This is a genomic window from Rhizobium sp. NXC24 (assembly GCF_002944315.1).
Classification (GTDB): domain Bacteria; phylum Pseudomonadota; class Alphaproteobacteria; order Rhizobiales; family Rhizobiaceae; genus Rhizobium.
In genome coordinates, this window is record NZ_CP024311.1 from 3,909,526 (window position 1) to 3,935,116 (window position 25,591).

The window sequence follows — 25,591 nt, forward strand, 5'->3', positions numbered from 1 at the left end:
GAATATCAGGCTAGCCCCATTCCGTCCTACTAACAATGACGGCACCACCTTCCGATGAGCAATCTAGCGCTCACCGCATCAAAGGACACCCCAGCCGCGATAACGCCCGCGTCCGGTCATCTCGCGCACACCGAGTTCCGTCACCAGATTGAGGGCGCCACGGGAAGTGACGCCGACATGGCGGGCAACCATGCTGGCGGAGACGATGGGCCGGGAAAGCACGATCTCGATGACGCCGCGCAAACTGCTGTTCGACCGCCGATCCTTGAGCCGCTGTTCCATCTGTATCTTGGCGAGCGACAGGCGATCGAGCTCCTTCAGCCCCGCTTCGGCCGATAGTGCCATGGCTTCGAGAAAAGCGGTCAATCGCATGGTGCCATCCGGCGAGCGGCGGCGCTCCCGCCGTACGGACTTCAGCCCGGTATTGAGGCAGAAGAGGTGCGACGTGACTTTGCCGCGACTGCGAAGATAGGCGCTGACGAGCAGGCTGCCGAGCCAATGCTGCCGCCGCAGCGGCTCGATCCGCTCCCATGCATCGAACAGCACGGCACCACCCAAAGCCGGCGGCAGGAGATCGGCCTGGTGGATGACGGCGCGCCAGGTCTCCAGCCGCTCGTTCTCGTCCCAATCGTCGTCACGAATCAGGCCGAGCGGATCGTCTGCCATCACCATCCTGGCTTCGGGAATCTTTCCATCCAGCACCTGGCCGGAGCGGGCGATGACGGCATCGATCTCGGCAAAGTCCATGCCGAAATCATCATCATCGTCATCCTCCTCCTCTTCCATTTCGGCCGTCTCGATAGAGATGGGGCGCGGAGTGGCCGTTTCCTCGGCGTCGCCGACGTCGCCGCGCAGGGCGGCAATGCCGGCCATCCCCAGCCCCCAGTCCGGCTCGGCGCTCCACAGCCGTCGCCGGGCGCGCAGCACGGCATGCGCAATGACCAGCTCATGCGTCGGCGCGCGAGCGTCGACATGTGCATCATGCAGTACCAGATCCTCGACATGCACCAGTTCGCCGCCGACCCAGAGCGCGCCAACGGCATCGAAAAAATGCCCGCGCTCACGAAAACCGTTGCCGACAGCATGCCGCAACGCTCGCTCATCCAGCCGCGCCAGCATATCCTCTGCCCTGGTCATCGCGGGCAGAAGTGTCGTCAGCGGCAAGTTCGCAAGATCATATCGCATTGGAATCCCATGATTGATTTGATCTAACGGAAGTTAACACCCCTAACGGCATCGGGATAGAAAGCAGCCTCTTTCAACTGTGGACGGTACTTCCTATTTTCCTCTTGACCTTCCAGTAACAGGAAGGTTCATAAACCTAGCCACGCTCGCTTCCAAGCGCTGGAGTTTCCGATGGCATTCCACGACGAACATGACCACCACCATCATCATCACGATGCGCCACAGGATGCGGTGATCCGCGATCCCGTCTGCGGCATGACCGTCGATCCCAAGGCGGGCAAACCATCGCTGGACTATCGTGGCCATACATTCCACTTTTGCAGCGAAGGTTGCCGCGACAAATTCGAAGCAACGCCCGAAAATTACCTGACGGCCAAAGACCCGGTTTGCGGCATGGATGTCGACCGCGCCACCGCGCGACATTTCCTGAAGCATGAGGGCGAGAAATTCTATTTTTGCTCCGCAGACTGCAAAGCAAAATTCGAAGCCGAGCCGGCGGCCTATCTTGGTGACGAAAAGCCAACACCGAGGCCGATGCCGAAGGGCACGCTCTATACGTGCCCAATGCACCCCGAGGTGATCAGCGATCATCCCGGCGATTGCCCGATATGCGGCATGGCCCTCGAACCGATGGGGGTGCCAGCCGCCGATAAAGGCCCGAACCCGGAGCTTGTCGATTTCACACGACGCCTCTGGATGAGCGCTGCCCTGTCGCTGCCGCTGTTGATCCTCACTATGGGGCCGATGTTCGGCCTCCCTCTGCGCGACCAAATCGGCGAGCCCACCGCCACCTGGATCGAGCTGGCGCTCGCGACCCCGGTCGTGCTCTGGGCCGCTCTCCCCTTCTTCCGCCGGGCGTGGAATTCAGTTCGCAACCGCAGCCCCAACATGTGGACCCTGATCGGCCTCGGCGTCGGCACGGCCTATCTCTACAGCCTCGTGGCGACGCTTGTGCCCGGCATTTTCCCTATGAGCTTTCGCGGCCATGGCGAGGCTGTGCCCGTTTATTTCGAAGCCGCTGCGGTCATCGTCGCCCTGATATTTGTCGGCCAGGTGCTGGAGCTGAAGGCGCGCGAGCGCACCGGCTCGGCGATCCACGCGCTGCTCGACCTCGCGCCCAAGACCGCCCGCCGCATCGGCGCCGACGGCAGCGAGACCGACGTTCCTGTCGATCATATCCAGGCCGGCGACCGACTGCGCATTCGGCCCGGCGAGCGCGTGCCGGTGGACGGCTCCGTTGCCGAGGGACAGTCGACCATCGACGAATCGATGATCACGGGCGAGCCGCTCCCGGTCGAAAAGACCGTGGGCGATGCGCTGACCGGCGGCACGATCAACAAGAACGGCACGCTGATCATGATCGCCGAAAAGGTCGGCGTGGAAACGACACTATCGCGCATCGTCGAGTTGGTCGCCAAGGCGCAGCGGTCCCGCGCGCCGATCCAGACGATGGTGGATCGTGTTTCGGCCGTCTTCGTGCCCGCCGTCGTGGTTGCAGCCATCATCGCCTTTGCGGTCTGGGCCTTTGTCGGACCGGAGCCGAGGCTGGCGCATGCACTGCTCGCCGCCGTCGCCGTCCTGATCATCGCCTGCCCCTGCGCATTGGGGCTTGCGACGCCGATGTCGATCATGATCGCCACCGGCCGAGGCGCGCAGGAGGGCGTACTGGTGCGCGACGCCGAGGCGCTGGAGCGCTTCGCCAAGGTCGACACGCTGATCGTCGACAAGACCGGCACATTGACCGAGGGCAGGCCGAACCTGACCGATGTCGTCCCCGCCGCCGGCGTCGACGAAGCGCGCCTGCTGTCGCTCGCAGCCAGCCTGGAACGCGGCTCCGAACATCCACTGGCCGAAGCGATCGTAACCGGCGCGCAGGAGCGCGGCGCGCGCCTTTTCGACATATCCGGCTTCGCGGCAAAGACCGGCAAGGGCGTCGAGGGCCGCGCCGGCGATATGGCGATCGCCCTCGGCAATGTCGCGATGATGACCGATCTCGGCGTTGCGACCGACGAGCTGCAGGCTGAAACCGAACGTCTGCGCGGTGAAGGCAAGACCGTGATGTTCGTCGCCCTCGATGGCCGGTTGGCCGGCATCGTCGCCGTTGCCGACCGGATCAAGCCGACGACAGCGGCCGCCATCAAGGCGCTGCACGATAGCGGGCTGAAGATCATCATGGCAACGGGCGACAACGCTCAGACCGCCAAGGCCGTCGCTGCGCGTCTCGGCATCGACGAAATCCGCGCCGATATGTTGCCCGAAGGCAAGAAGGCGCTGATCGACGAGTTGCGGGCCAAGGGCAATGTGGTTGCCATGGCCGGTGACGGCGTTAACGACGCGCCGGCGCTGGCCGCAGCCGATGTCGGCATCGCCATGGGCACCGGCGCCGATGTCGCGATGGAAAGTGCCGGCATCACCCTGGTGAAGGGCGATCTCAATGGCATCGTCAGGGCACGGCACCTTTCGGAAGCCACGATCCGCAACATCAAACAAAACCTGGCCTTCGCCTTCGGCTATAATGCTCTCGGCGTGCCGCTTGCCGCGGGCGTGCTTTACCCGGTCTTCGGCCTGCTTCTATCGCCGATGATCGCGGCGGCGGCCATGAGCCTGTCCTCGGTCTCGGTCATCGCCAACGCGCTGCGGCTGAGACTAGAGCATCCCGCTTTCAGGCGGAACCGCCTGTAAGCGGATAAGATGCTCTAGATTCAAAAGACTAGAGCGACCTTTGTGCGTTCAAACGAACGCACAGCGCTCTACCGAAATAAGGAGGGTTCACATGAATATCGGCGAAGCATCGGGCCGCTCCGGCCTGCCGGCAAAGACAATCCGTTACTACGAGGATATCGGCCTGATCCGCCCCGATCGAGGCGACAACGGCTACCGCGACTATGGCTCCGACGACGTGCACAAGCTACGCTTCCTGCACCGCTCCCGCAGCCTCGGCTTCTCCGTCGACGAGTGCCGGCAACTGCTGGCGCTCTACGAAGACAAAAGCCGTGCCAGCGCCGACGTCAAGGAAATCGCCACATCGAAACTCACCGAAATCGACCGCAAGATCCGCGAACTGACCGAGCTGCGCCGCACGCTGGAACATCTCGTGCATGCCTGCCAGGGCAATGAGCGGCCGGACTGCCCGATCCTGGAGGAGCTATCGGAGGGGTGAGAATTTTTGGCGGCGGGTCAGGCGAATACATCAATGCAGCGGCAATGTGCCTGGCCGCTCACCCCAGCCCTCTCCCCCGCAAGCGGGGGCGAGGGAGCTTAAGGTGCCTCGCGCCACCCTCGGTCAGCGGAGCGAAGAGGCTCGTTATTTTGCGCCGTCGTCCCTTCTCCCCGCATGAGCGGGGAGAAGGCTAGGATGAGGGACCAGGCACGCAAGCGCGGCATCGGCAGATGCTCCTGACTTGCCCGATCCACTCACCCAACCAGATCCACCGCAATCGCCGTCGCAGATGCGGAGTACTGCGACGCCGCGCATAGCGCCCTGGCGCGGCAGCGCATGCAGCGGCGTCACGATCGGAAAATAACGCACAGATTTGACTGGCAAGAACCACCAAGTATTATCGCATTACGCGAGGATATACCTCCGCATGAACTTGGGGGTGTGATTTGATCGTCAGCCTGCTGGTGCCGTACACGATCGGTTTTTTTCTCGTCGCTCTTATCGAGCGAGCGTGGCCTCTGATGCTAGTCTCTCTTTCACTGATTGCGGCGTGCCTTTCGATGATTTTGGGGAGCAGCTTTGAAGGGGCCGGTTCCGCGCTAGTTTTACCCACGCTTGTTGCTCTGATGCTCGGCATTTTTGGCGGATTCTTGGGCCGGGCATTGGCAATCGCCGGCGAATTCGAAACCGCAACCAAGACCTTAGTGATTACGTTCCTTAGCATAGTCGGCATAATTGGCCTGCTCATTGTGCTAGCAACATAATCCGCTCCCCTACCGTGGTGTTGGCAGCAGGATTCTCCTCACCCAATCCTCTCCACCGCAATCGCCGTCGCCTCGCCGCCGCCGATGCAGAGTGCGGCGACGCCCCGCGTTGCACCCTGACGCTCCAGCGCGTGCAGCAGCGTCACGATCAGCCGCGCGCCCGTAGCCCCGATCGGATGGCCCAGCGCACAGGCGCCTCCATTGACGTTGAGGCGGTCGCGGGCAATGCCGAGGTCCTTAGCGGCGGCCATGGCGACGACGGCGAAGGCTTCGTTGATCTCGAAGAGGTCGACATCGCCGACCTTCCAGCCGGTCTTGTCCAACACCTTGCGGATCGCCGGAATCGGCGCGGTCGTGTACCACGCCGGCTCCTGGCTATGGGCGGCATGCGCCTTGATCTCGGCGAGGATCGGCAGTCCCTCTCGCTCGGCGATCGAGCGTCGCGTCAGCACCAGCGCAGCCGCGCCGTCCGCATTGGCCGAGGCACTGGCTGCGGTGATGGTACCGTCCTTGCGGAAAGCCGGCTTCAGCGCGGGGATTTTTTCCGGCGAGACTTTCTGCGGATGCTCATCCTTAGCGATCGTCACCGGTCCGCCCTTGGCAGCAACGGAAATCGGCGTAATCTCGGCCTCGAATGCCCCCGTCTCGATCGCCTTGCGCGCCCGCGTCAGCGTCTCGACGGCATAGGCATCCTGGTCGTCACGGCTAAACTGATAGGCTTCCACCGCCAACTCGCCGAAGTCGCCCATCGAGCGGCCCTTCTCATAGGCGTCTTCCAGCCCGTCGAGCATCATGTGGTCGAAAATGCGGTCATGGCCCATGCGATAGCCGCCCCGCGCCTTGGCGAGCAGATAGGGCGCATTCGACATCGACTCCATGCCGCCGGAGACCGCGATCGAGGCGGAACCGGCAAGGATCAGGTCATGCGCCAGCATGGTCGCCTTCATGCCGGAACCGCAGACCTTGTTGATCGTGGTGGCGCCAACCGCATCCGGCATTCCCGCGCCGCGCGCCGCCTGCCGCGCCGGTGCCTGCCCCTGCCCCGCCGGCAGGACGCAGCCGAACAGCACCTCGTCCACCTTCTCCGCCGACAATCCGGCACGCTCCAAGGCAGCACGGATGACATGGGAGCCGAGTTCCGGCGCCTGCAACGATGACAATTCGCCCTGGAAACGGCCGAGCGGCGTGCGCGTAGCGGAGACGATAACGACAGGATCGGTAACGGACATGATGGCTCCTCGCAATCTGCAAGTTAAGGGATCAAGCTATTGCTATCACGTTAGATGATGTTCGTCATGTAAATATCGCGGAAACATTTCTTCGGACGAAGTGCCCGCTATTGCCCGATCCCGACTACCGCGATGATTGTCCTCCTCGTGGATATATTCTAAGGATATCCATCACTAAAGAAATGGATATCCCATGCCTCTCTACATCAAAGACGATGCCATCGATCGATTGGCCCGGCGCTACCAGGCGCTGACCAAAACGTCCACCAAAACCGAAGCCGTGCGGCTGGCATTGCAAAAGGCGTTGAACGAGGAGCTTGCCAAGCCGTCGCTTGTCGATATCGCCGTCACTTTCTGTCGTAACCTGAAGCAGAAGGCCGGCACCAAGGCGGATGCTCTTTCGGAAGGGGATGCCTGATGTTTGTCGATGCCTCGGTGCTTTCCGCAATGATGACCGATGAGGAAGAAGCCCGCAACTTTGCCGCCCGCATGCAGGCTGCGACCGCGCGCATGACGTCGCCGCTAGCGGTAACCCAGGCGGCGATCAGCGTCGCCGGCCGTCTTGACCTCACAATCGTCGACGCCGGGAATGCGGTCCGGACGTTTCTGGAGCTGATGAACATCCAGCTTCTCGCAATTCCGCCGCGGGCCGCCTTTCTGGCGATCGAAGCTCATGAGCGGTACGGCGAGGGTCGCCATCCGGCGGCTCTCAGCCTCGACGACTGCATGACCTATGCCTGCGCCCGCTATTATCGCCAGCCGCTTCTGTTCCGGAGCGATGCATTCGCCCAGACCGATATCGAGGTGGTCTAACCTGTCTGCTTCGAAACTACTGCCCAGGGCAAAGCGAGGTGGGACCGGCGGCGTATGTGTTCGAAACGCCAACGGCGTTTGGCGCCGCCGCGCATTGCAGCCTCGATATCGCATCGCCCGCTCTGATCGGGCCGGTCACAGACGGATCGGTGTTGATCGTACCATCCGGAAGGATTGCGTCCTTGGAATGGTCAAAATTGCCGACGTCGGTCTGGATTGCCTGTGCGTCGAACGTTGTGGTGCGATGTTTATGCGCCGGCCCCGCCATGGCGACGCTGGACATTCCGATGACGAGGGCCGAAATGGTAAGAGCTTTAAGCAGCATAAGACTGCCTCCCATGGGCGTTGAACCTCTATTCATATGGGAGCCTGTAACCCGATTTACAGCGGCGGGCAGGTCAAATATCGCAATTATTTGAAAGCCATGTTCATGTCTTGATGCGATGCCGCGACACCTCCGCACCCGCATCATGCGGCAAGCGGAGGAAGCGCAGCGACGAGACCGCGCCAATGAGGCAAACGACCAGAAAAGCCCAGTGAAAATCGACAAGGGAAAGCGTCTCTCCCCCATGGATGATGCGCGAGAGATTGAGCACGGCGGCGGCGACGGCAACGCCGAGCAACAGCGAGACCTGCTGCAGCATGCTCGAGAGCGTCGAGGCGGAACTGCGCTGCGCCGCATGGATATCGGCAAAGCCGAGCGTATTCAGCGCCGTGAAGTTCATTGAACGCGACAGGCCAGCAATGAATAGCAGGCAATATATCAGCAGATCCGGCGTCGACGGCGACAGAAACGCGCATCCACCGATGCTGGCCGACGAGATCAGGCCATTGACAACAAGCACGTTGCGGAAGCCGAAGACTTTCAACATCTGCGTGGTGATCGCCTTCATGCCGAGATTGCCCGCGAAGTAGAAGAGCAGATAGGTGCCGGCGTCGATCGCCGTACGCCCGAAGCCGACCTGGAAAAGCAGCGGGATCAGGAAGGGCGTGGCATTGATCGCAACCCGGCTTGCCGTTCCCGCCGAAAGCGTCGACATGGCGAAGGTCTGCACCTTGAAGGCGGAGAGATCGAGCAAGGGCGCATCGACCCTCATGAAATGCCGGGTGGCGATGACGGAGAAAACCACGCCGGCGGCAATGAGCCCGATGCTGGGCGCCAATCCCGTCGTCCCCTGGACCACGAACTCCAGACCGGCCAGCAGGAAGGTCAGCCCCGCCGCCGATTGCAGGAAGCCGATGAAATCGAGCCGCGCGACCTTTTCCTCCCGCTGATCCGGCACGAAGCGCAGGACGAGGCCGAGGCCGATGATCCCGATCGGAATATTGATCAGGAAATTCCAGTGCCAACTGAAATAGGTGGTGATGAAGCTGCCGAGCACCGGGCCGATGACCGGAGCCGTCAGCGCCGGCCAGGTAATCATCGACACGGCATGCACCAGATCGGATTTGCGCGCGTTTTTCAGCACGATGATGCGACCGACCGGCGTCATCAACGCGCTGCCGACGCCCTGTACGGCGCGGGCAATGACGAATTCGAAGAGATTGCCGGAGAGGCCGCAGAACAGCGACGCCACGGTGAAGATGGCGATCGACGCCAAAAACACCCGCCGCGCGCCGTAGCGGTCGCCGGCCCAGCCCGCCAGCGGCACGAAGGCCGCCATCGTCAACAGATAGACCGTAATGCCGATGCTCATCGACACCGGCTGGATGCCGAAGGTCATAGCCATCTGCGGCAATGAGGTCGTGACGATGGTGCCGTCCAGAATCTGCATGAAGAAGGAGACGGCGACAACCAAGGCGATGATGCGGGACTGCCGGCCGAAACTTGCTTCGGAAGGCTGATCTGTGGTCCGGGCAATGGTCATGACATGAAATTTCAGAGAATGGCGTTCAAGGGACCGGGCGCTTCCGGCAACAATCATACGATCATTGAATACGCCCATCGCCATGGATTGCAAAGCCGCAAACCCGCGCCGCAGCCATCAAAAATTGACACGGTGACATAAGAAACCGCGATTCCTGCCGAGTTTACCTAAGCTATATCTCCGCCGACAGGATCCTACGGGCGTCAATCGTCCGAATAGCGCTGCTCCCGCCAGGGATCGCCATACATGTGATAGCCATTCTTCTCCCAGAAGCCGGCCCTGTCGGCATCGATGAGTTCGATGCGGTTCAGCCACTTCGCGCTCTTCCAGAAATAAAGATGTGGCACGACGAGACGCATCGGGCCGCCATGCTCGCCGGTCAATGGCTGGCCCTCCCAGGCAGTGGCGAGGATCGCATCTTCGGCCGCGAAATCCGAAAGAGGGAGGTTGGTGGTGTAGCCGTCATAACTCGTCAGCAGCACATGATGCGCTTCGGCCGTCGGCATAGCGAGATCGAGCATATCGCGCGTCGAAACCCCTTCCCAGCGATTGTCGTAGCGCGACCAGGTCGTCACGCAATGGATATCGCTGACGCGGGTGCTTTGCTCGATCGCCTGGAAAGCCGCCCAATCGAGGCTGAGCCGCGTTTCCACGAAACCGACCACATCGAGCCGCCAGCTCGACAAGGACACATGTGGCTGCACGCCGAGATCGAGCACCGGCCAGTTCTTGACGAGATGCTGCCCCGGCGGCAGCCGCTCGGTCTCGGGTCGGCTGATGCGCCCCGTCAGAAACTTGCCCTCCGCCGCCCAGCGGCGCTTTGACGTGGTGAGCTTGCTATCGGCGGGGATCTGATCGTCGCTCATGCAGGCATCCTCTCTGCGGCGCAGAAATAGGATAGCCGAGGTATGTCCGTGTCAAGTCAGGGGCAGTTAATAGCCGACTATATTGCCTCGATGGCGATGCAGAACAGCTCCGCCTTGCCAGAGATCGAGCGTCGTACGGCGACGTCATTCGAAACAAGAAGGCAATCGCCCGCGGCAAGCACAGCATCGTCAATCTCGACATCGCCGCGATGGCAAAGAACAAGGCTGGTCCCGCCCTCGAAAGCGACTTCGCTATTTCCGTCGACCGAGACACGCCGCACCGAATGCGTAAAGCGCGCCCGCCGCGTCATCACATTGAGATCCGTGATCGTCCCGTCAATCAAAGTTGCCGAGGTCGGCGCATCGGCCGCGAAGGGCAGCGGCTCGCTCGCCTGCGTCAGGCGTTCAGGCGCGCGCGCCTCGATAAAGAGGGTCATACCCTCGCCATCAAGAATGGATAGCGTACGATCGATGCCCGGAAAGACCGAGAACGGCCCATCCGTGGCAACGGTCGCCATGCTGACGCGCCAGTCGAAGTCTGCAAGCCCGGCGCCGTCGGGCGAAACGGCGATCTCCACCGTCTCCCCGCCGCCGTTTTTCCAGGGCATGCGCTTGTGGTCACTGGCGCGCAGCAGCTTCATCTTAGTTCCCCAGGATGGCCGGCAGGCGCAGGCCCTGCTTCTTGGCCCAATCGAGGGCGATGTCGTAGCCGGCATCGGCATGGCGCATGACGCCGGTTGCCGGGTCGTTCCAGAGAACGCGCTCCAGGCGCTTGGCCGCATCATCGGTGCCGTCGGCGCAGATGACCATGCCGGAGTGCTGGGAAAAGCCCATGCCGACGCCGCCGCCGTGATGCAGCGATACCCAGGTAGCGCCGGATGCGGTGTTGAGCAGGGCGTTGAGCAGCGGCCAGTCGGAAACGGCATCCGAGCCGTCCTTCATGGCTTCCGTTTCGCGGTTCGGCGAAGCAACCGAGCCAGAGTCCAAATGGTCGCGGCCGATGACGACGGGCGCCTTCAGCTCGCCATTCCTGACCATTTCGTTGAAGGCAAGGCCGAGACGGTGGCGATCGCCGAGACCGACCCAGCAAATGCGTGCCGGCAGACCTTGGAAGGCGATACGCTCGCGCGCCATGTCCAGCCAGTTGTGCAGGTGCTTGTTGTCGGGCAGCAGCTCCTTCACCTTGGCGTCGGTCTTGTAGATATCTTCCGGATCGCCCGAGAGAGCAGCCCAGCGGAAGGGACCGATGCCGCGGCAAAAGAGCGGACGGATATAGGCCGGCACGAAGCCCGGGAAAGCAAAGGCATTTTCGAAGCCTTCATCCTTGGCGACCTGGCGAATGTTGTTGCCGTAGTCGAGCGTCGGCACGCCAGCATCCCAGAAGGCGACCATGGCTTCGACATGCACCTTCATCGAAGCGCGGGCGGCAGCTTCGACGGCTTTCGGATCGCTCTCGCGCTTGGCCCGGTGTTCGGCCACCGTCCAACCGGCCGGCAGGTAGCCGTTCAGCGGGTCGTGGGCAGAAGTCTGGTCGGTGACGATATCCGGACGCGGACCGCCGGCCTTCATGCGCTTCACCAGTTCCGGGAAGATTTCGGCAGCATTGCCGAGCAGGCCGACGGACTTGGCTTCGCCAGCCTTCGTCCACTTGTCGATCAGGGCCAACGCTTCGTCGAGCGTCTTCGCCTTTTCGTCGACATAACGGGTGCGCAGGCGGAAATCGATGCGGGTTTCGTCGGATTCGACGGCGAGGCAGCAGGCACCAGCCATGACGGCGGCCAGCGGCTGTGCGCCGCCCATGCCGCCGAGACCGCCGGTCAGGATCCACTTGCCCTTCAGGTTGCCATTATAGTGCTGGCGACCGGCTTCGACAAAGGTCTCGTAGGTGCCCTGCACGATGCCCTGCGTGCCGATATAGATCCACGAGCCGGCCGTCATCTGGCCGTACATGGCAAGGCCCTTTTTATCCAGCTCGTTGAAGTGATCCCAGGTCGCCCAGTGTGGCACGAGGTTGGAGTTGGCGATCAGCACGCGCGGCGCATCCTTGTGGGTGCGGAATACGGCGACCGGCTTGCCGGACTGCACCAGCAGCGTCTCGTCTTCGTTCAGCGTCTTCAGCGTCGCGGCGATACGATCGAAATCGTCCCAGGTGCGGGCGGCGCGGCCGATGCCGCCATAGACAACCAGCTCGTTCGGGTTTTCCGCAACGTCCGGATCGAGATTGTTCATCAGCATGCGCAGCGGCGCTTCGGTCATCCAGCTCTTGGCGTTGAGCTCCGGGCCACGAGGAGCGCGGATTTCGCGGATATTATGGCGTGGGTTGGTCATGTCATATCTCCAAAGAGGGCAGGATGCCGGCGGATACGGATGCGTTGAGTGCGCCGGAAGCGACCAGGTCGCTGGCGGCCTTGAGGTCGTTTGCCATGTAGCGGTCTTCATCCAGCGTAGGCGCTGCGGCACGGATGGTGGCAATGGCAAGGGTCAGTTCGGGACTGGTGGTCAGTGGCGCACGTAGCTCGACGCCCTGTGCGGCCGTCAGCGCCTCGATGCCGACGATGCCGAAGAGATTGTCGGTCATCGGCAGGAGCCGGCGGGCGCCATGGCAGGCCATCGACACGTGGTCCTCCTGATTGGCGGAGGTCGGCGTCGAATCGACAGAAGCCGGGTGCGACATCTGCTTGTTTTCCGACATCAACGCTGCGGAGGTGACCTCGGCAATCATCAGTCCGGAGTTCAGACCGGGCTTCTTGGCGAGGAAAGCCGGCAAGCCATAGCTCAGTGCCGGATCGACCAGCAGCGCGATGCGGCGCTGCGAGATCGCGCCGATCTCGCAGACGGCAATCGCGATCTGGTCGGCGGCGAAAGCCACCGGCTCGGCATGGAAGTTGCCGCCGGACACCACGGAATTGTCCGAGAGCACAAGCGGATTGTCGGTGACCGCATTGGCCTCGATTTCAAGCGTGCGACCGGCCGAACGCAGGAGATCCAGACAGGCGCCGTCGACCTGCGGCTGGCAGCGGATGCAATAGGGGTCCTGTACGCGCTCATCACCTTCGATGTGGCTTTGACGAATCACCGAACCGGTAAGCAGGCCGCGGAGGGCAGCGGCGGTATCGATCTGGCCTTTATGGCCGCGCAACGTGTGGATATCGGGATGGAACGGTGCCGAGGAGCCCATGGCGGCATCCGTCGACATCGCGCCGGTGATGAGGGCTACCTGCGCGGCGCGATGGGCGCGAAAGAGACCGGCCAGAGCAAGTGCGGTCGAGACCTGCGTGCCGTTGATCAGCGCCAGCCCTTCCTTGGCGGCAAGCACGACCGGCGTCAGTCCAGCCTTTTTCAGCGCAGCAGCGCCGTCCAGCCGCTCGCCAGCATAAAAGGCCTCGCCATGACCCATCATGACGGCGGTCATATGCGCGAGCGGGGCGAGATCGCCGGAAGCGCCGACAGAACCCTTCTCGGGGATGACGGGCACGACGCCCTTTTCCAGCATCGCCTCGATCAACCGCACCAGTTCCAGACGCACGCCGGAAGCGCCGCGGCCAAGCGAGATCAGCTTCAGCGACAGGATAAGGCGAACGACGTTCTCCGGCAGCGGCTGGCCGACGCCGCAGCAATGCGAAAGAATGAGGTTGCGCTGCAGGGTGGCGACGTCGGCGCTGTCGATCTTGATGGAAGCCAGTTTACCGAAGCCGGTATTGATGCCGTAGACCGGCGCATTGCCGGCGACAATCTCGGCGATACGCGCTGCAGCTTTGAGAATGCCGGCATCGAAGGAGGCATCGAGCTTGGCAGGCTCGCCGGTCCAATAGATCGCGGCCAATTGTTTCAGCGAAACGGAGCCGGGATGGAGAGTGACAGTCATCGGTCGAATCTTTCCCCCTTAAAGATGCGGGCGTGGAGCGGATTGAAGCCGATGCGATAGACAAGCTCGGCAGGGCTTTCGATATTCCAGATGGCGAAATCGGCCGATTTGCCGGCCTCCAGCGTGCCGGTCTTGGAAAGCAGGCCGAGCGCGCGGGCGCCTTCACGGGTGGCACCCGCGATGCATTCCTCGACCGTCAGGCCGAAGAGGGTTGCTGCCATGTTCATCGTCAGCAGCATGGAGGTCAACGGCGAGGTGCCGGGATTGCAGTCGGTGGCGATGGAGATTGGAACACCCGCCTCGCGCAGCGCCTTGACCGGCGGCTTCTGCTTCTCATGAATGGCGTAGAAGGCGCCGGGCAGAAGGACCGCGACCGTGCCGGCATCCGCCATCGCCTTCACGCCGTCCTCATCCAGATATTCGACATGGTCGGCGGAAAGCGCGCCATAGGAGGCGGCAAGCTTGGCGCCGCCGAGATTGGAAAGCTGCTCGGCATGCAGTTTCACCGGGATGCCAAGCGACTTGGCAAGATCGAAGACGCGGGCAATCTCAGCCGGCGAAAAGGCGATCCCCTCGCAGAAGCCGTCGACGGCATCGGCCAAGCCCTTGGCATGCGCCTGCTTGAGACCCGGCAACACGACATCGGAAATATAGTCGTCGTTGCGGCCCTTGTAATCCGCCGGCGTCGCATGCGCGGCGAGATAGGATGTGACGACGCGAACCGGACGGGCGTCTTCCAGCGCCCGGGCGGCTTGCAGCATCTTCAATTCGGATTCGATGCTGAGGCCATAGCCGGATTTCACCTCGATCGTGGTGACGCCTTCGGCAAGCAGCGTATCGAGGCGCGGCAAGGCCGTCGCAATAAGATCGTTGACGGAAAGCGCGCGCGTTGCGTTGACGGAGGAAACGATGCCACCGCCGGCCCGCGCAATCTCTTCGTAACTCGCGCCTTCCAGACGCATCTCGAATTCGCGGGCGCGGTTACCTCCGTGAACGATGTGCGTGTGGCAATCGACGAGACCGGGCGTAACCCAGCGGCCTTCGAGATCGATGGTTTCGGCATCGCCGATCTCAGGCGCATCGCTTTCGCTGCCCGCGAAAAGGATGCGGCCACCCTTGGTCAGGATCGCACCCTTCTCGACAATGCCGAGCCCCGGCGCATCCTCTCGCAAGGTCGCCAGACGGGCATTGCGCCAAAGGCGGCTTTCGCCCTCGGATCTTACGCTATCGCCGGAAAAATTGTTCCCACTCATCAGCTTTACGCCTTTCCTTATGGGCTCATAATGTATATACATATTAAAAGAACTGACAAGAGGGATTTTGGACTCGGTATCCAAAAGGAAAGAGCTAGGTCATGACGAAACTCCATGCACGTTCGGCACTGCTTCAGGATGGCTGGCGGGAAAATGTCCGACTGACTCTGGAGGATGGCCGCATTGCCGGCATCGAGGCTGATGTTGCGGCAGAGGCCGGTGACGAGCGGCACGACGTTCTGGTTCCTGCCATGCCCAACCTCCACAGCCATGCCTTTCAGCGCGCCATGGCCGGCCTTGCCGAAGTCCGAGGCCCGGCGAACGACAGCTTCTGGAGCTGGCGGACCGTCATGTACAAGTTCGCGCTCTCGATGACCCCCGATCATGTCGAGGCGGTGGCCGCGCAGCTCTACATGGAAATGCTGGAAGCCGGTTTTTCCCGGGTCGGCGAGTTCCATTATCTGCATCACGACAAGGACGGCAGCCCCTATGCCAACATTGCCGAGCTTGCCGAGCGCATCGGCGCGGCAAGCACTGAAACCGGCATTGGGTTGACGCTGCTGCCGGTCTTCTACGCCCATTCCGGCTTCGGCGGCGCAGCCCCCATCGACGGCCAGCGACGCTTCATCAATTCGCTCGATCGATTCGAGGCCCTGATGGCCGGCTGCCGGACGATCGTTGATCGGGTGCCGGGTGCCGAACTCGGCCTTGCCCCGCACAGCCTGCGGGCAGTAACGCCCGAGGAGCTGGCAAAACTCGTGCCGCTCGCCGGCGACGGACCGATCCATATCCACGTCGCCGAGCAGGTGAAGGAAGTCGAGGATTGCATTGCCTGGTCCGGCGCGCGACCGGTCGAATGGCTGCTCGATCACGCCCCGGTCGACGGGCGCTGGTGCCTAATCCACGCCACCCACATGACCGATGACGAAACCCGGCGGATGGCGAAAAGCGGTGCGATCGCCGGCCTCTGCCCGGTGACGGAAGCCAATCTCGGCGACGGCACCTTTCCGGCACCGCTGTTTCTGGAGGAAGGCGGCCGCTATGGCATCGGCTCGGATTCCAATATCCTGATTTCCGTTCCGGAAGAGCTGCGGCAGTTGGAATATTCGCAGCGCCTGGCGCTGCGGGCCCGCAATGTCATCGCTTCATCGGGCGGCTCGACGGCGCGCGCACTGTTCGATCACGCAATCGCCGGCGGCGGTGTGGCATTGAAGGCGCCGGCCGGGCTCGCCATCGGCCGTTACGCCGATGTGGTTTCCCTCGATGTCAGCGCCGTTCCCTATCTCTCCGGCGATCAAATCCTGGATCAGTGGATGTTTGCCGGCGGCGTTGCCGTCGACAGCGTCTGGGCGCAGGGCCGCAAACAGGTCGAAGGCGGGCGGCACAACAGACGGGAAGCAATCTCCGCTCGATTCCGCGCTGTGATGAGCGAACTAATCGGTTGAAAAAGAATTTTTCCTCGCGACAATGAAATCCTAAATAAACAAAGTGACGATTACCCAGGTCTCACGAGGAAGCGGTCGGCGGCATGACCACAGGTAAAGAGGCGACGCTCCATCAGCGTATCCTGAACGATATCGAGAGCCGGATCGTTTCCGGCGATTGGCCGCCCGGCCATCGGATTCCCTTCGAACTTGCCCTGGCCGAACAATATGACTGTTCGCGCATGACGGTGAACAAGGCGCTGACGCAGCTTGCCCGGGCCGGATTGATCGAGCGGCGGAAGCGCTCAGGGAGTTTCGTCACTCAGCCACAGGCGCAATCGGCAGTGTTGGAAATCCACGACATCAAGTCGGAAATCCTGTCGCTGAACCTGCCCTACTCCCATAAGATCGTGAAACGCGCCAAGCGCAAGGGTCGTCCCGAGGATGCGCGGCGGCTGCAATTTGCCGGCGCGGTCTCGGTGCTGGACATCACCTGCATTCACTACGCCGGCCGCCGGCCTTTCTGTCTGGAAGACCGCGTCATCAATCTCGACGCCGTACCGGAGGCGGCTCAGGTCGATTTCGACGCATTGCCGCCGGGACCGTGGCTGATCAATCAGGTGCCATGGAGCACGGCCGAGCACCAGATCCGCGCCATCCCCGCCGAGGGCGAGGCCGCCACGAGCCTCGACATTGCCAAAGGCACCGCCTGCCTCGTCATCGAACGGCGCACCTGGAGCAACCTCGGACCGATCACACATGTCCGCCTCACCTATCCCGGCGATCGTCATACGCTGGTGGCGCGCTTCACGCCGTCAAGCTGAAACCGTAGACCGGAAAGCATTTCACGGAATCGCTTTCCGCTCTATCCCTTTGTTTCTACGCATTCCAGACGGAAAACCGCTTCGCACTTTTCCTGGAATTGCTTAGCCGCTACTGGCGCTGGGCGGGCTCGGTCTGCATCGGGATAAGGTTGTCGGATTGATGGATGGGCTTTACGGGATTGACCAGCAAAATGCTGAGCGCAATCAGCACCAACGCAAGGATGAGGGTAAGGCCGATCAAAAGTGGACGAATCGCGATCATTTCGGTTCTCCAATCTTTCGTGTCCTAGCCATAACGTGACAGGAAGGGGATTTTGAGGCAACCAGCTTTTTTGCGCTTAAACATTGCGCCAAACTGCAAAATTTCAACCTCAATCCCCGAATTGATCGGAGTTTTGGCTCGGACTTGACAGACACCCTACCAATAGGTAGGCAAAGTGAATGAGCAATATTTCGACCAAAGCGGACGAGATCGTCCAATCGGCACGCGGCCTGATCATCGCGGGCGGCTATAACAGCTTCAGCTTCGCTGATATTTCGGCAGAGGTCGGCATTCGCAAAGCCAGCATTCATCACCATTTTCCGACCAAGGCCGATCTCGTCAGGACCGTCGTGGCGCGTTATCGGGAAGAGGCTCGGCAGGGTCTCGCCGGGGTCGACGCCAATATTGCCGATCCCGTTGCACGCCTTCGCGCCTATACGGGCTTCTGGGAAGCATGCATCCGAGACAATACCGCACCCTTCTGCATCTGCGCCATGCTTGCCGCCGAACTGCCGGTGCTGCCGGCCGATGTTGCCGCCGAAGTGCGAGGGCATTTCCGGGATCTCTCGAGTTGGCTTGCCGCCGTGATGGAAAAAGGGGCGGCCGAAGGCCGTCTTATTTTGCCGCGCCCGGCAGCGGGGGAAGCTCTGTCCTTCATGGCAACCGTGCATGGCGCCATGCTCTCGGCGCGAGCCTATGGCGACCCGTCAGTCTTTGCCACCATCGTCGAACCGCTGTTCGATCGGCTGGCCACTCTCCATTGAAATTATTCAGATTTTCGTGATGTGGACCGATAACGCGGCTCTCACGCTTGTTTGATTGGCGGAGCTACCGAGTGGTAGATAGGATCGCCTTCGTTGCAATCGAGATGACTTCCTCCGGTTCTCTCATGCAAGGAATTCTGTTGGCCGACCTTGGCCGCTCTGTCGAAAAAACCTACCGATTAGTAGGTAGATCAAAGGAGACTATTCATGGATCGCAAGCATCTGACGAAGGGCATATTGGCACTGGCCACCGGCGCTGTCGTAACGCTCGCCGCGCTACAGGGCGCCAATGCCGCCGACCCCGTCCGCGTACGCGGCACGATCGAAAGCCTCGATGGCGACACCCTCAACGTCAAGTCCCGCGACGGCAAGGACATCGCCGTCATGCTGAAATCCGGCTGGGCCGTCGCCGGCGTCACCAAGGCCTCAGCCGCCAATATCAAGCCCGGCGATTTCGTCGGCATCGCCAATGAGCCAACCGCCAGCGGCGTTGCCGGCGCCATCGAAGTCGTGATCTTCCCCGCCTCGATGAAGGGCACCGGCGAAGGCGACCGCCCCTGGGATTCGAAGCCGAACAGCTCGATGACCAATGCCACGGTCGCCAATGCCGTCAAGTCGGTCAATGGCCCGACGCTCACCCTGACCTATAAGGGCGGCGAGAAGAAAATCAACATTCCGGACGGAACTCCGGTCGTGACCTTCACCTCGGCCACCAAGGACGATCTGAAGGCAGGCGCCGGTGTCTTCATCACCGGCCAAACCACAGGTGACGGCATCGTTTCCACCAATCTCGTTGCCGTCGGCGTCAACGGCACTGTTCCGCCGATGTGATCTTCCCTTCCCGCCCAAGGGAAGCCTGCAGGCCAATCGGCACCCGCCCCCGCCGTAGCCTGCCATGCGGCGCTCCAGATTCAGTTCCCTCGCTGATGGGGCGCCGCCACTTTCCCGGTGGATTTGTGGTACTCTGCAGCCAGGGTTTCCAAAGGGTTCATTGAAGATTTCGAGAGGAGCCTAGCCATGGCCGACATCGATACGACCGGTGCACCACCTGCGCCTCCCCGGACGATCTACATTCGCCGGCATTCGATCGTTACCCGCCTGACGCACTGGCTGAATGTGCTCTGTCTTTCGCTGCTGCTGATGAGCGGCATGCAGATTTTCAACGCCCATCCTGCCCTTTACTGGGGGCAGTACGGCGCCAATGCCGATCCATCCTGGCTGCAGATATCGGCCACCGATGGCGACAACCAGCCCTACGGCACCTTCCGCATCGGCGGCCTGACGATCCCGACGACCGGCGTTCTCGGCGCCTCGAAAGAGGATGGCGAATGGACCGAACGCGCTTTTCCCGCCTGGGCAACGATCCCGAGCTACCAGGACTTGGCCGCCGGCCGGCGCTGGCATTTCTTCTTTGCCTGGCTCTTCGTCTTCAACGGCCTGATCTATCTGCTCTATGGCTTCATTGCCGGCCATTTCCGCCGCGACTTGGCGCCCTCGGGTGCCGAGGTCTCGCCGCGCAATCTCTGGCATGAAATCATTGAGCACGCCCGCCTGCGCTTCCCGAAAGGCGAGAAGGCAAAGCGCTACAATGCATTGCAAAAGCTCAGCTACCTGATCGTCATCTTCATCCTGCTGCCGCTGATGCTGGCGACCGGGCTCACCATGTCGCCCGGCATCGATGCCGGCTACCCGTTCCTGCTCGATATCTTCGGCGGGCGGCAGACGGCGCGCGGCATTCATTTCATCACCGCCTGGACGATCGTTCTGTTCGTCCTGGTCCATGTGGCGATGGTCATCCTGTCCGGTCTCTGGAACAATATGCGTTCCATGGTGACCGGCCGCTACGCCATCCGTAGGGAAGGAGAGGACGCATGAGCAAGATCGTCAGCCGCCGCGGCTTCCTCATCGGCTCTGTCGCCAGCCTCGGCGCTATCGGCCTTACCGGCTGCGACGACGTCACCGAGAACCAGAACGTCCAGAAGGTTCTCGCGCTGGCCGAAGGTCTGACCATGGGCACACAACGCCTTCTCGTCCCGCCGCAGACGCTTGCCCGCGAATATACCGAAAAGGACCTCTCGCCGACCTTCCGCTCGAACGGCACGGATAATCCCGGCACTGCGGATTATGCCGCAATGGTGGAAAACGGCTTCTCCACCTGGAAGCTAAAGATCGACGGCATGGTCAACCAGCCGATGGAGTTTTCGCTGGCCGACCTGAAGAAACTGCCGTCGCGCACGCAGATCACCCGGCACGACTGCGTGGAAGGCTGGAGCGCCATCGGCAAATGGACCGGCGTGCCGCTTGGCCTCATTCTGCAGAGCGCCGGGCTGAAGCCGGGCGCGCGTTATGCGGTGTTCTATTGCGCCGACGAATTAGAGCAGACGCTCGACGGCAGCGGCCGCTACTACGAGAGCCTCGACCTGATCGACGCCTTTCATCCGCAGACGATCCTCGCCTATTCGATGAACGGCAAGGATCTCGAAGTCGCCCACGGCGCGCCGCTGCGTCTGCGCGTCGAGCGCCAGCTCGGCTACAAGCACGCCAAATATGTCATGCGCATCGAAATCCGCGACAAATTCAACGATCTCTGGGGCGGCAAAGGTGGCTTCTGGGAAGATCGCGGCTACGAATGGTATGCCGGAATTTGAAGGCATTACTTTAGCATGTTTCAATTTGTCGCAGGTCGCTTCAGGCCGGAACACTTATGCGTGCAGGTACGTTCTCGCAAAGGGCAATTATGCCCTTTCGGAGGAAATGCACATGCTGAGATCGATTTTGATCGCGGCCGTGCTTGCAGCGGCGAGCACCATGCCCGTTTATGCCGCAGCCACGGTGAAATGTGACGATGCTTCCATTATGGCCTTGCAGACCAAAGTGGATGCAATGACCGACCAGACGAAAAAGACAGCCGCCACCAAACAGGTGACTATGGCAAAAGACGCCATGAAGGCGCACAAGATGAAAAATTGTGTGACCCACATGGAAAATGCCGAGAAGGGCATGAGCAAGATGTAACGGCTCGCCGTTGCTTTGGTGGATTCGGAGGACAAGGCCCGGGCTTCCGGGCCTTAAGTTTGTTGGGGGTGCGAGAAGCCGATGTTTGGATACCCATAAGCTCGCCGAAACCGGCCTGTCTTGAAAGTCGCGGTTAAAAGTAATACCTCTATTTTAGCAATCATTACCGGGATTCCCATGAGTACGACCGTAACTGCAAAAGGACAGGTCACGATTCCAAAAGCCGTTCGCGACAAGCTCGGCATCGGCCCCGGAAGCCAGATCGATTTTCGCCGAGCTGCCGATGGCAGCATTGTCCTTGTCCCGGTGGAAACCGGCAGACAAATCAGCCGTTTTGCCAAATTTCGAGGACATGCCGGAAAAGGCCTGAGCACTGACGAGATTATGGCACTGACGCGTGGCGACGATTGATGTGATCTTCGTCGATTCCAACATACTTCTGGATATTATTACCGACGATCCGATTTGGTATGACTGGTCCATCGGCGAGCTCGACAAAGCATCGCTCGTGGGTCCTCTCTACATCAACGACGTCGTTTACGCCGAAATATCCGTTCGCTACCAGCGCATTGAAGATCTCGATGAGATGCTTGTCGGGACTGGCGTCAGCATCATATCGATTCCACGAGCGGCACTTTTCCTTGCTGGCAAGGTTTTTGACCAATATCGAAAAGCTGGTGGAACGCGCACAGGCGTTCTGCCGGATTTCTTCATCGGCTCTCATGCGACCGTCAGCGGCCTCTCCGTACTGACGCGCGACACCAAGCGTTTCCAGACCTACTTCAAATCGGTAACGCTCATTAGCCCGCCAACAGTATAACTATCGCTACCGGATCAGCCGGCCTTTCCGCAGCCTAGCGGCTACCGCCAATATGTCGCGCGGCGTCGGCAAACGAGATGTCCGACTTGATCTCTCGTGTCGACATCGACGTTACCGTATGCCGCACGCCCGGCAGCCGGTTCAGTTCCTGACGCAGCAGCCGATCGAGGGCGGCCATGTCGGCGGCCAATATGTGCAGGAGATAGTCGGCCTCCCCCGTCGTCGCATGGCAGCGCCAGATCAGCGGGTGGCGGCGCACCGCGGCTTCGAAGGCATCGAAGCGCTCGACGTCGATCGACACTTGCACGAAGGCTTCCAGGCCAAAGCCGAGCTGTGCCGGATCGAGGATCGTCCGGTAACCGCGGATCACACCGGCCTCTTCCAGCGCCTTCACCCGTTTCCAGCACGGCGTCTTGCTGAGACCGACCAGATCGGCGAGCGCGGCAAAGGAGATGCGGGCATTGGCCTCCAGGGCAGAGACGATCTTATGGTCGAGCGCGTCCAAGTCCAGCGTTCCCTCCATTGCCTTTCATAAGGTTGATCGTACTCCTGATTGGCAATTTTAGAAGACAATTAGGAACAATGTTCAAGGGAAAATTTCGTATCCTTCCAAAAGGGCAAATATGCCAGCGGCAAAGGCCGGGACAAAGGGAACGAAGATGCAGAAGCAAGACTATTACGCGCGGATCGAGGCGCCAGACATGCGCGACTATGGCGTTTATCTGCAATGCGACAAGCTGCTCGCCTGCCAGAAGCCACTAAACGGGATGGTCAACGGCGACGAGCTGCAGTTCCAGATCGTCCATCAGGTGGAAGAGCTCTGGATGAAGCTCATCGCCTATACGCTGGTCGACGTGATCGCCTTCATCGAGGAAAACAACACTCATCGCGTGGTGACGCTGATGGGCCGCGTGCATCGGCTGATGCGGATGATGACGGCGCAGCTCGATCTGCTCGAAACCATGTCCCCGAAGGAATATCAGCAGATCCGCCTGCAGCTCGGCAATGGCAGCGGCCAGGAATCGCCCGGCTTCAAATTCCTGCTGCGCATACCGCCGGATCTCTGGCGGGCCTTCAAGGCCCATTATCTCGACGCACTGGGGCTTACGGTCGAGGATGTCTATGACGGCAAATATGATCATGGCGACAGCTATGTCGTCGCCGAGGCATTGGCCGAGTACGACGAATTGTTCCAGAAATTTCGCGCCAACCACATCTATCTGATCCAGCGCTCGATCGGGCTCGGCTCGAAATCCCTCAAGGGCCGGCCGGTCGAACTGTTACAGGCCGGCGCTCGCCATCGCTTATTCCCCGATCTCTGGGATATCCGCGCCGAGATGACCGACCGCTGGGGCAGTCAATACGGCGTGGTGCGCGATTCCATTTCCAGACACGACGACGCGGCGGAATAGGGTACGCGACCCCGCTGACTTATCCGTCGCGCTGCATGGTGCGACGGAACGCTTTCAGCGTTTCGGCGCTGACATGATGTTCCATGCCCTCGGCGTCGATCCGCGCCGTCTCGGGGCTAACGCCAATCCAGCGCAAGAACGCTTCGACCGTCTGATGGCGGGCACGGATGTTCTGGGCGATCTTATTGCCCGCCTCCGTCAGGAAAACGCCGCGATAGGGCCGCCGCGATACCAGCCCGTCTTCGCAAAGACGTGCCAGCATCTTGGCGACCGTCGGCTGTGACACGCCAAGCCTTGCCGCGATATCCACCTGCCGGGCCTCGTTGCCATCATCGATGAGATCGGCGATCAGCTCGACATAATCTTCGACCAGAGCGCCACGGGTGGCCTCCCGCGTATGCCGAAAACCCTCCGAATGCGTCTCGGCATCCGGCAGCGGTTCGTCGCGATGGATCGGCGGTTTTCTGGCTGGCAATGCGTTTGGCTCCCTGGACGCACGAATAAACTCGCTTTGATCTTTATAGCACGAGCTTCAATCTTGAAAGCGGATGATGATTTTTGCGACGCGCCATCATCGCCATCACAACGCCGCAACTATAAAATATAGCCTATTGCATAATGTTGATATCCAGCATATTTCTTTAGTCACATCGTAATTCGATCCCGGAGCCCCGCATGACGCAGATTCAGGAAGCAGCCGCGCCGCAAGCGTGGAAATTTGCCCGCCCAGATGAAGAGGCGCGGCTGAGCCTTCCGGAAGTCAATGCAACGATTCATGTTCCGCACGCCGGCACCTGGGTCCGGCGGCTGATCGCCTTCCTCGGGCCGGGCTATATGGTCTCCGTCGGTTATATGGACCCAGGAAACTGGGCGACCGACCTCGCTGGTGGTGCGCAATTCGGCTACACGCTACTAGCGGTCATCATGCTGTCCAATCTGATGGCGATCCTGCTGCAAGCACTTGCAGCCCGGCTCGGCATCGTCACCGGCCGCGATCTGGCGCAGGCTTGTCGCGACCACTATTCGAGACCGGTCAATCTGGCCCTGTGGTTTGCCTGCGAACTCGCCATCATCGCCTGCGATCTCGCCGAGGTCATCGGCACGGCGATCGCGCTGCAATTGCTCTTCGGTATCCCATTGATCGGCGGCGCGCTGATCACCGCGCTCGACGCCTTCCTGCTGCTGCTTCTGATGAATAGGGGCTTCCGCTTCCTGGAGGCCTTCGTCATCGCGCTCCTCATTGTCATCGCCGTCTGCTTCGCCATCCAGATCGCCGCCGCCGCTCCTCCGGTCGCCGCTATCCTCAATGGTTTCATCCCGTCGCCCGAGATCGTCACCAATCACGAGATGCTCTACATCGCCATGGGCATCATCGGCGCGACCGTCATGCCGCATAACCTCTACCTGCATTCCTCGATCGTGCAGACGCGCGCCTATAAGCGCACGGATGAAGGCCGCCGCGATGCGATCAAATGGGCGACCACCGACAGCACGATCGCCTTAATGCTGGCGCTTTTCGTCAACGCTTCGATCCTGATCGTCGCCGCCGTCGCCTTCCACAATAGCGGGCATTCGGATGTCGCCGAAATCGGCCAGGCCTTCCAGTTGCTGTCGCCGCTGCTCGGCCTTGGGATCGCCTCGACACTGTTTGCCGTCGCACTTCTCGCCTCCGGCCTTAATTCCACCGTGACGGCGACGCTCGCCGGCCAGATCGTCATGGAAGGCTTCCTCCGCCTGCGTATTCCACACTGGGCCAGACGGCTTTTGACGCGTGGCCTCGCAATTATTCCGGTTGTTTTTGTTACTGCATTTTATGGTGAAAAAGGCACTGCCGATTTGCTCGTTCTGAGCCAGGTCATTTTGTCCATGCAACTGCCCTTCGCGGTCATTCCGCTTGTCCAATTCGTCACAGATCGCAGAAAAATGGGCAGATTCACCATCCCAAGGAGCGTTGCCGTTCTCTCCTGGCTGGTTGCGGGCGTCATCCTGGCGCTGAATTTCAAGCTGCTGTACGACACCATCTTCGGTTGACGAATCACCCGTGATGCGAGAATCTGCGAACCTGGA

Annotated in this window: 28 protein-coding genes; 16 read left to right on the forward strand and 12 right to left on the reverse strand. The window is 61.1% G+C overall.

Features of this window, described 5'->3' with window-relative positions; genetic code table 11:
- Positions 1-78 precede the first annotated feature (78 nt).
- A complete protein-coding gene (locus NXC24_RS19185; protein WP_104824734.1) occupies positions 79-1,185 on the reverse strand; it encodes an RHE_PE00001 family protein in 1,107 nt (368 codons plus the stop codon).
- A 171-nt stretch (positions 1,186-1,356) separates the two neighbouring features.
- On the opposite strand from NXC24_RS19185, the gene NXC24_RS19190 reads away from it, so the two are divergent.
- The 3 genes from NXC24_RS19190 (at position 1,357) to NXC24_RS19200 (ending at position 5,109) form a co-directional block, all read left to right on the forward strand.
- Positions 1,357-3,867: a heavy metal translocating P-type ATPase gene (locus NXC24_RS19190; RefSeq protein WP_104824735.1), complete on the forward strand. Its 2,511-nt coding sequence runs from the start codon at positions 1,357-1,359 to the stop codon at positions 3,865-3,867.
- A gap of 91 nt (positions 3,868-3,958) precedes the next feature.
- Positions 3,959-4,345, forward strand: a complete 387-nt coding sequence (cueR, locus tag NXC24_RS19195; protein WP_104824736.1) for a Cu(I)-responsive transcriptional regulator — start codon at positions 3,959-3,961, stop codon at positions 4,343-4,345.
- Positions 4,346-4,791: 446 nt separating this feature from the next.
- Positions 4,792-5,109, forward strand: coding sequence for a hypothetical protein (locus NXC24_RS19200; protein ID WP_104824737.1), 318 nt, complete (start codon positions 4,792-4,794; stop codon positions 5,107-5,109).
- Positions 5,110-5,147: 38 nt separating this feature from the next.
- On the opposite strand, the gene NXC24_RS19205 is transcribed toward NXC24_RS19200, so the two are convergent.
- Complete coding sequence (locus NXC24_RS19205) at positions 5,148-6,338, reverse strand: acetyl-CoA C-acyltransferase (protein WP_104824738.1); 1,191 nt, start codon at positions 6,336-6,338, stop codon at positions 5,148-5,150.
- Between the two features lie 193 nt (positions 6,339-6,531).
- On the opposite strand from NXC24_RS19205, the gene NXC24_RS19210 reads away from it, so the two are divergent.
- Both NXC24_RS19210 and NXC24_RS19215 read left to right on the forward strand, forming a co-directional pair.
- Positions 6,532-6,756 (forward strand): type II toxin-antitoxin system VapB family antitoxin, encoded by a 225-nt coding sequence (locus NXC24_RS19210; RefSeq protein WP_104824739.1) that lies wholly within the window; start codon positions 6,532-6,534, stop codon positions 6,754-6,756.
- Positions 6,756-7,151, forward strand: coding sequence for a type II toxin-antitoxin system VapC family toxin (locus tag NXC24_RS19215; RefSeq protein ID WP_104824740.1), 396 nt, complete (start codon positions 6,756-6,758; stop codon positions 7,149-7,151). Before NXC24_RS19210 ends, NXC24_RS19215 begins: the two co-directional genes overlap by 1 nt.
- Positions 7,152-7,167: 16 nt before the next feature.
- On the opposite strand, the gene NXC24_RS19220 is transcribed toward NXC24_RS19215, so the two are convergent.
- The 7 genes from NXC24_RS19220 to hutI all read right to left on the reverse strand — a co-directional run bounded on the left by NXC24_RS19220 (position 7,168) and on the right by hutI (position 15,003).
- Entirely contained in the window at positions 7,168-7,476 is a 309-nt protein-coding gene (locus NXC24_RS19220; protein ID WP_104824741.1) for a hypothetical protein, read from the reverse strand.
- A gap of 103 nt (positions 7,477-7,579) precedes the next feature.
- Positions 7,580-9,019, reverse strand: a complete 1,440-nt coding sequence (locus NXC24_RS19225) for an MFS transporter (protein WP_104825260.1) — start codon at positions 9,017-9,019, stop codon at positions 7,580-7,582.
- Between the two features lie 203 nt (positions 9,020-9,222).
- On the reverse strand, positions 9,223-9,885 hold the full coding sequence (locus tag NXC24_RS19230) for a sulfite oxidase-like oxidoreductase (protein ID WP_104824742.1): 663 nt from the start codon (positions 9,883-9,885) through the stop codon (positions 9,223-9,225).
- 77 nt (positions 9,886-9,962) lie between these two features.
- On the reverse strand, positions 9,963-10,526 hold the full coding sequence (locus NXC24_RS19235; RefSeq protein ID WP_104824743.1) for a HutD family protein: 564 nt from the start codon (positions 10,524-10,526) through the stop codon (positions 9,963-9,965).
- A gap of 1 nt (position 10,527) precedes the next feature.
- Positions 10,528-12,213, reverse strand: coding sequence for a urocanate hydratase (gene hutU / locus NXC24_RS19240; RefSeq protein WP_104824744.1), 1,686 nt, complete (start codon positions 12,211-12,213; stop codon positions 10,528-10,530).
- Between the two features lies 1 nt (position 12,214).
- Entirely contained in the window at positions 12,215-13,750 is a 1,536-nt protein-coding gene (gene hutH / locus NXC24_RS19245) for a histidine ammonia-lyase (protein ID WP_104824745.1), read from the reverse strand.
- Positions 13,747-15,003 (reverse strand): imidazolonepropionase, encoded by a 1,257-nt coding sequence (gene hutI, locus NXC24_RS19250; protein WP_104824746.1) that lies wholly within the window; start codon positions 15,001-15,003, stop codon positions 13,747-13,749. Before hutI ends, hutH begins: the two co-directional genes overlap by 4 nt.
- A 101-nt stretch (positions 15,004-15,104) precedes the next feature.
- Between hutI and NXC24_RS19255 the strand changes: the two genes are divergently transcribed.
- Entirely contained in the window at positions 15,105-16,448 is a 1,344-nt protein-coding gene (locus NXC24_RS19255; RefSeq protein WP_104824747.1) for a formimidoylglutamate deiminase, read from the forward strand.
- 83 nt (positions 16,449-16,531) lie between these two features.
- A complete protein-coding gene (gene hutC, locus NXC24_RS19260; protein WP_104824748.1) occupies positions 16,532-17,251 on the forward strand; it encodes a histidine utilization repressor in 720 nt (239 codons plus the stop codon).
- A gap of 109 nt (positions 17,252-17,360) precedes the next feature.
- Here hutC and NXC24_RS35140 read toward each other — a convergent pair whose 3' ends face one another.
- Positions 17,361-17,513 carry a hypothetical protein gene (locus NXC24_RS35140; protein WP_158704499.1) on the reverse strand — a complete coding sequence of 51 codons (153 nt, stop codon included), beginning with the start codon at positions 17,511-17,513 and terminating at the stop codon, positions 17,361-17,363.
- Positions 17,514-17,692: 179 nt separating this feature from the next.
- Here NXC24_RS35140 and NXC24_RS19265 point away from each other — a divergent pair, with 179 nt between their 5' ends.
- The 7 genes from NXC24_RS19265 (at position 17,693) to NXC24_RS19295 (ending at position 22,112) form a co-directional block, all read left to right on the forward strand.
- Positions 17,693-18,277 (forward strand): TetR/AcrR family transcriptional regulator, encoded by a 585-nt coding sequence (locus tag NXC24_RS19265; protein ID WP_104824749.1) that lies wholly within the window; start codon positions 17,693-17,695, stop codon positions 18,275-18,277.
- Between the two features lie 207 nt (positions 18,278-18,484).
- Positions 18,485-19,108, forward strand: a complete 624-nt coding sequence (locus NXC24_RS19270; RefSeq protein WP_104824750.1) for a hypothetical protein — start codon at positions 18,485-18,487, stop codon at positions 19,106-19,108.
- A gap of 186 nt (positions 19,109-19,294) precedes the next feature.
- Positions 19,295-20,152: a cytochrome b/b6 domain-containing protein gene (locus NXC24_RS19275; protein WP_104824751.1), complete on the forward strand. Its 858-nt coding sequence runs from the start codon at positions 19,295-19,297 to the stop codon at positions 20,150-20,152.
- The gene (locus NXC24_RS19280) at positions 20,149-20,925 is read left to right on the forward strand and encodes a molybdopterin-binding protein (RefSeq protein ID WP_104824752.1); all 777 of its coding nucleotides are present in this window, start codon (positions 20,149-20,151) and stop codon (positions 20,923-20,925) included. Before NXC24_RS19275 ends, NXC24_RS19280 begins: the two co-directional genes overlap by 4 nt.
- A gap of 112 nt (positions 20,926-21,037) precedes the next feature.
- Positions 21,038-21,292 carry a hypothetical protein gene (locus NXC24_RS19285; RefSeq protein ID WP_104824753.1) on the forward strand — a complete coding sequence of 85 codons (255 nt, stop codon included), beginning with the start codon at positions 21,038-21,040 and terminating at the stop codon, positions 21,290-21,292.
- Between the two features lie 177 nt (positions 21,293-21,469).
- Positions 21,470-21,703 carry an AbrB/MazE/SpoVT family DNA-binding domain-containing protein gene (locus NXC24_RS19290; RefSeq protein WP_104824754.1) on the forward strand — a complete coding sequence of 78 codons (234 nt, stop codon included), beginning with the start codon at positions 21,470-21,472 and terminating at the stop codon, positions 21,701-21,703.
- Between the two features lies 1 nt (position 21,704).
- The gene (locus NXC24_RS19295; RefSeq protein WP_104825261.1) at positions 21,705-22,112 is read left to right on the forward strand and encodes a type II toxin-antitoxin system VapC family toxin; all 408 of its coding nucleotides are present in this window, start codon (positions 21,705-21,707) and stop codon (positions 22,110-22,112) included.
- A gap of 34 nt (positions 22,113-22,146) precedes the next feature.
- On the opposite strand, the gene NXC24_RS19300 is transcribed toward NXC24_RS19295, so the two are convergent.
- Positions 22,147-22,635: an Lrp/AsnC family transcriptional regulator gene (locus NXC24_RS19300; protein ID WP_104824755.1), complete on the reverse strand. Its 489-nt coding sequence runs from the start codon at positions 22,633-22,635 to the stop codon at positions 22,147-22,149.
- 136 nt (positions 22,636-22,771) lie between these two features.
- Here NXC24_RS19300 and NXC24_RS19305 point away from each other — a divergent pair, with 136 nt between their 5' ends.
- Entirely contained in the window at positions 22,772-23,524 is a 753-nt protein-coding gene (locus tag NXC24_RS19305) for a tryptophan 2,3-dioxygenase family protein (protein WP_104825262.1), read from the forward strand.
- 19 nt (positions 23,525-23,543) lie between these two features.
- On the opposite strand, the gene mntR is transcribed toward NXC24_RS19305, so the two are convergent.
- Entirely contained in the window at positions 23,544-23,999 is a 456-nt protein-coding gene (mntR, locus tag NXC24_RS19310) for a manganese-binding transcriptional regulator MntR (protein WP_104824756.1), read from the reverse strand.
- Between the two features lie 200 nt (positions 24,000-24,199).
- On the opposite strand from mntR, the gene NXC24_RS19315 reads away from it, so the two are divergent.
- The gene (locus tag NXC24_RS19315; RefSeq protein WP_104824757.1) at positions 24,200-25,555 is read left to right on the forward strand and encodes an Nramp family divalent metal transporter; all 1,356 of its coding nucleotides are present in this window, start codon (positions 24,200-24,202) and stop codon (positions 25,553-25,555) included.
- Positions 25,556-25,591: the final 36 nt, after the last annotated feature.

What these genes read in the sequence shown, in the direction of transcription:
- NXC24_RS19210 (WP_104824739.1), top strand. Translation starts at nt 6,532, where the DNA reads ATGCCTCTCTACATCAAAGACGATGCCATCGATCGATTGGCCCGGCGC.
- NXC24_RS19290 (WP_104824754.1), top strand. Translation starts at nt 21,470, where the DNA reads ATGAGTACGACCGTAACTGCAAAAGGACAGGTCACGATTCCAAAAGCC.
- NXC24_RS19190 (WP_104824735.1), top strand. Translation starts at nt 1,357, where the DNA reads ATGGCATTCCACGACGAACATGACCACCACCATCATCATCACGATGCG.
- NXC24_RS19205 (WP_104824738.1), bottom strand. Translation starts at nt 6,338, where the DNA reads ATGTCCGTTACCGATCCTGTCGTTATCGTCTCCGCTACGCGCACGCCG.
- hutI (WP_104824746.1), bottom strand. Translation starts at nt 15,003, where the DNA reads ATGAGTGGGAACAATTTTTCCGGCGATAGCGTAAGATCCGAGGGCGAA.
- NXC24_RS19275 (WP_104824751.1), top strand. Translation starts at nt 19,295, where the DNA reads ATGGCCGACATCGATACGACCGGTGCACCACCTGCGCCTCCCCGGACG.
- NXC24_RS19215 (WP_104824740.1), top strand. Translation starts at nt 6,756, where the DNA reads ATGTTTGTCGATGCCTCGGTGCTTTCCGCAATGATGACCGATGAGGAA.
- NXC24_RS35140 (WP_158704499.1), bottom strand. Translation starts at nt 17,513, where the DNA reads ATGATCGCGATTCGTCCACTTTTGATCGGCCTTACCCTCATCCTTGCG.
- hutU (WP_104824744.1), bottom strand. Translation starts at nt 12,213, where the DNA reads ATGACCAACCCACGCCATAATATCCGCGAAATCCGCGCTCCTCGTGGC.
- NXC24_RS19300 (WP_104824755.1), bottom strand. Translation starts at nt 22,635, where the DNA reads ATGGAGGGAACGCTGGACTTGGACGCGCTCGACCATAAGATCGTCTCT.
- cueR (WP_104824736.1), top strand. Translation starts at nt 3,959, where the DNA reads ATGAATATCGGCGAAGCATCGGGCCGCTCCGGCCTGCCGGCAAAGACA.
- NXC24_RS19315 (WP_104824757.1), top strand. Translation starts at nt 24,200, where the DNA reads ATGACGCAGATTCAGGAAGCAGCCGCGCCGCAAGCGTGGAAATTTGCC.
- NXC24_RS19185 (WP_104824734.1), bottom strand. Translation starts at nt 1,185, where the DNA reads ATGCGATATGATCTTGCGAACTTGCCGCTGACGACACTTCTGCCCGCG.
- hutH (WP_104824745.1), bottom strand. Translation starts at nt 13,750, where the DNA reads ATGACTGTCACTCTCCATCCCGGCTCCGTTTCGCTGAAACAATTGGCC.
- NXC24_RS19220 (WP_104824741.1), bottom strand. Translation starts at nt 7,476, where the DNA reads ATGCTGCTTAAAGCTCTTACCATTTCGGCCCTCGTCATCGGAATGTCC.
- NXC24_RS19285 (WP_104824753.1), top strand. Translation starts at nt 21,038, where the DNA reads ATGCTGAGATCGATTTTGATCGCGGCCGTGCTTGCAGCGGCGAGCACC.
- hutC (WP_104824748.1), top strand. Translation starts at nt 16,532, where the DNA reads ATGACCACAGGTAAAGAGGCGACGCTCCATCAGCGTATCCTGAACGAT.
- NXC24_RS19280 (WP_104824752.1), top strand. Translation starts at nt 20,149, where the DNA reads ATGAGCAAGATCGTCAGCCGCCGCGGCTTCCTCATCGGCTCTGTCGCC.
- NXC24_RS19225 (WP_104825260.1), bottom strand. Translation starts at nt 9,019, where the DNA reads ATGACCATTGCCCGGACCACAGATCAGCCTTCCGAAGCAAGTTTCGGC.
- NXC24_RS19235 (WP_104824743.1), bottom strand. Translation starts at nt 10,526, where the DNA reads ATGAAGCTGCTGCGCGCCAGTGACCACAAGCGCATGCCCTGGAAAAAC.
- NXC24_RS19255 (WP_104824747.1), top strand. Translation starts at nt 15,105, where the DNA reads ATGACGAAACTCCATGCACGTTCGGCACTGCTTCAGGATGGCTGGCGG.
- NXC24_RS19270 (WP_104824750.1), top strand. Translation starts at nt 18,485, where the DNA reads ATGGATCGCAAGCATCTGACGAAGGGCATATTGGCACTGGCCACCGGC.
- NXC24_RS19265 (WP_104824749.1), top strand. Translation starts at nt 17,693, where the DNA reads ATGAGCAATATTTCGACCAAAGCGGACGAGATCGTCCAATCGGCACGC.
- NXC24_RS19230 (WP_104824742.1), bottom strand. Translation starts at nt 9,885, where the DNA reads ATGAGCGACGATCAGATCCCCGCCGATAGCAAGCTCACCACGTCAAAG.
- NXC24_RS19305 (WP_104825262.1), top strand. Translation starts at nt 22,772, where the DNA reads ATGCAGAAGCAAGACTATTACGCGCGGATCGAGGCGCCAGACATGCGC.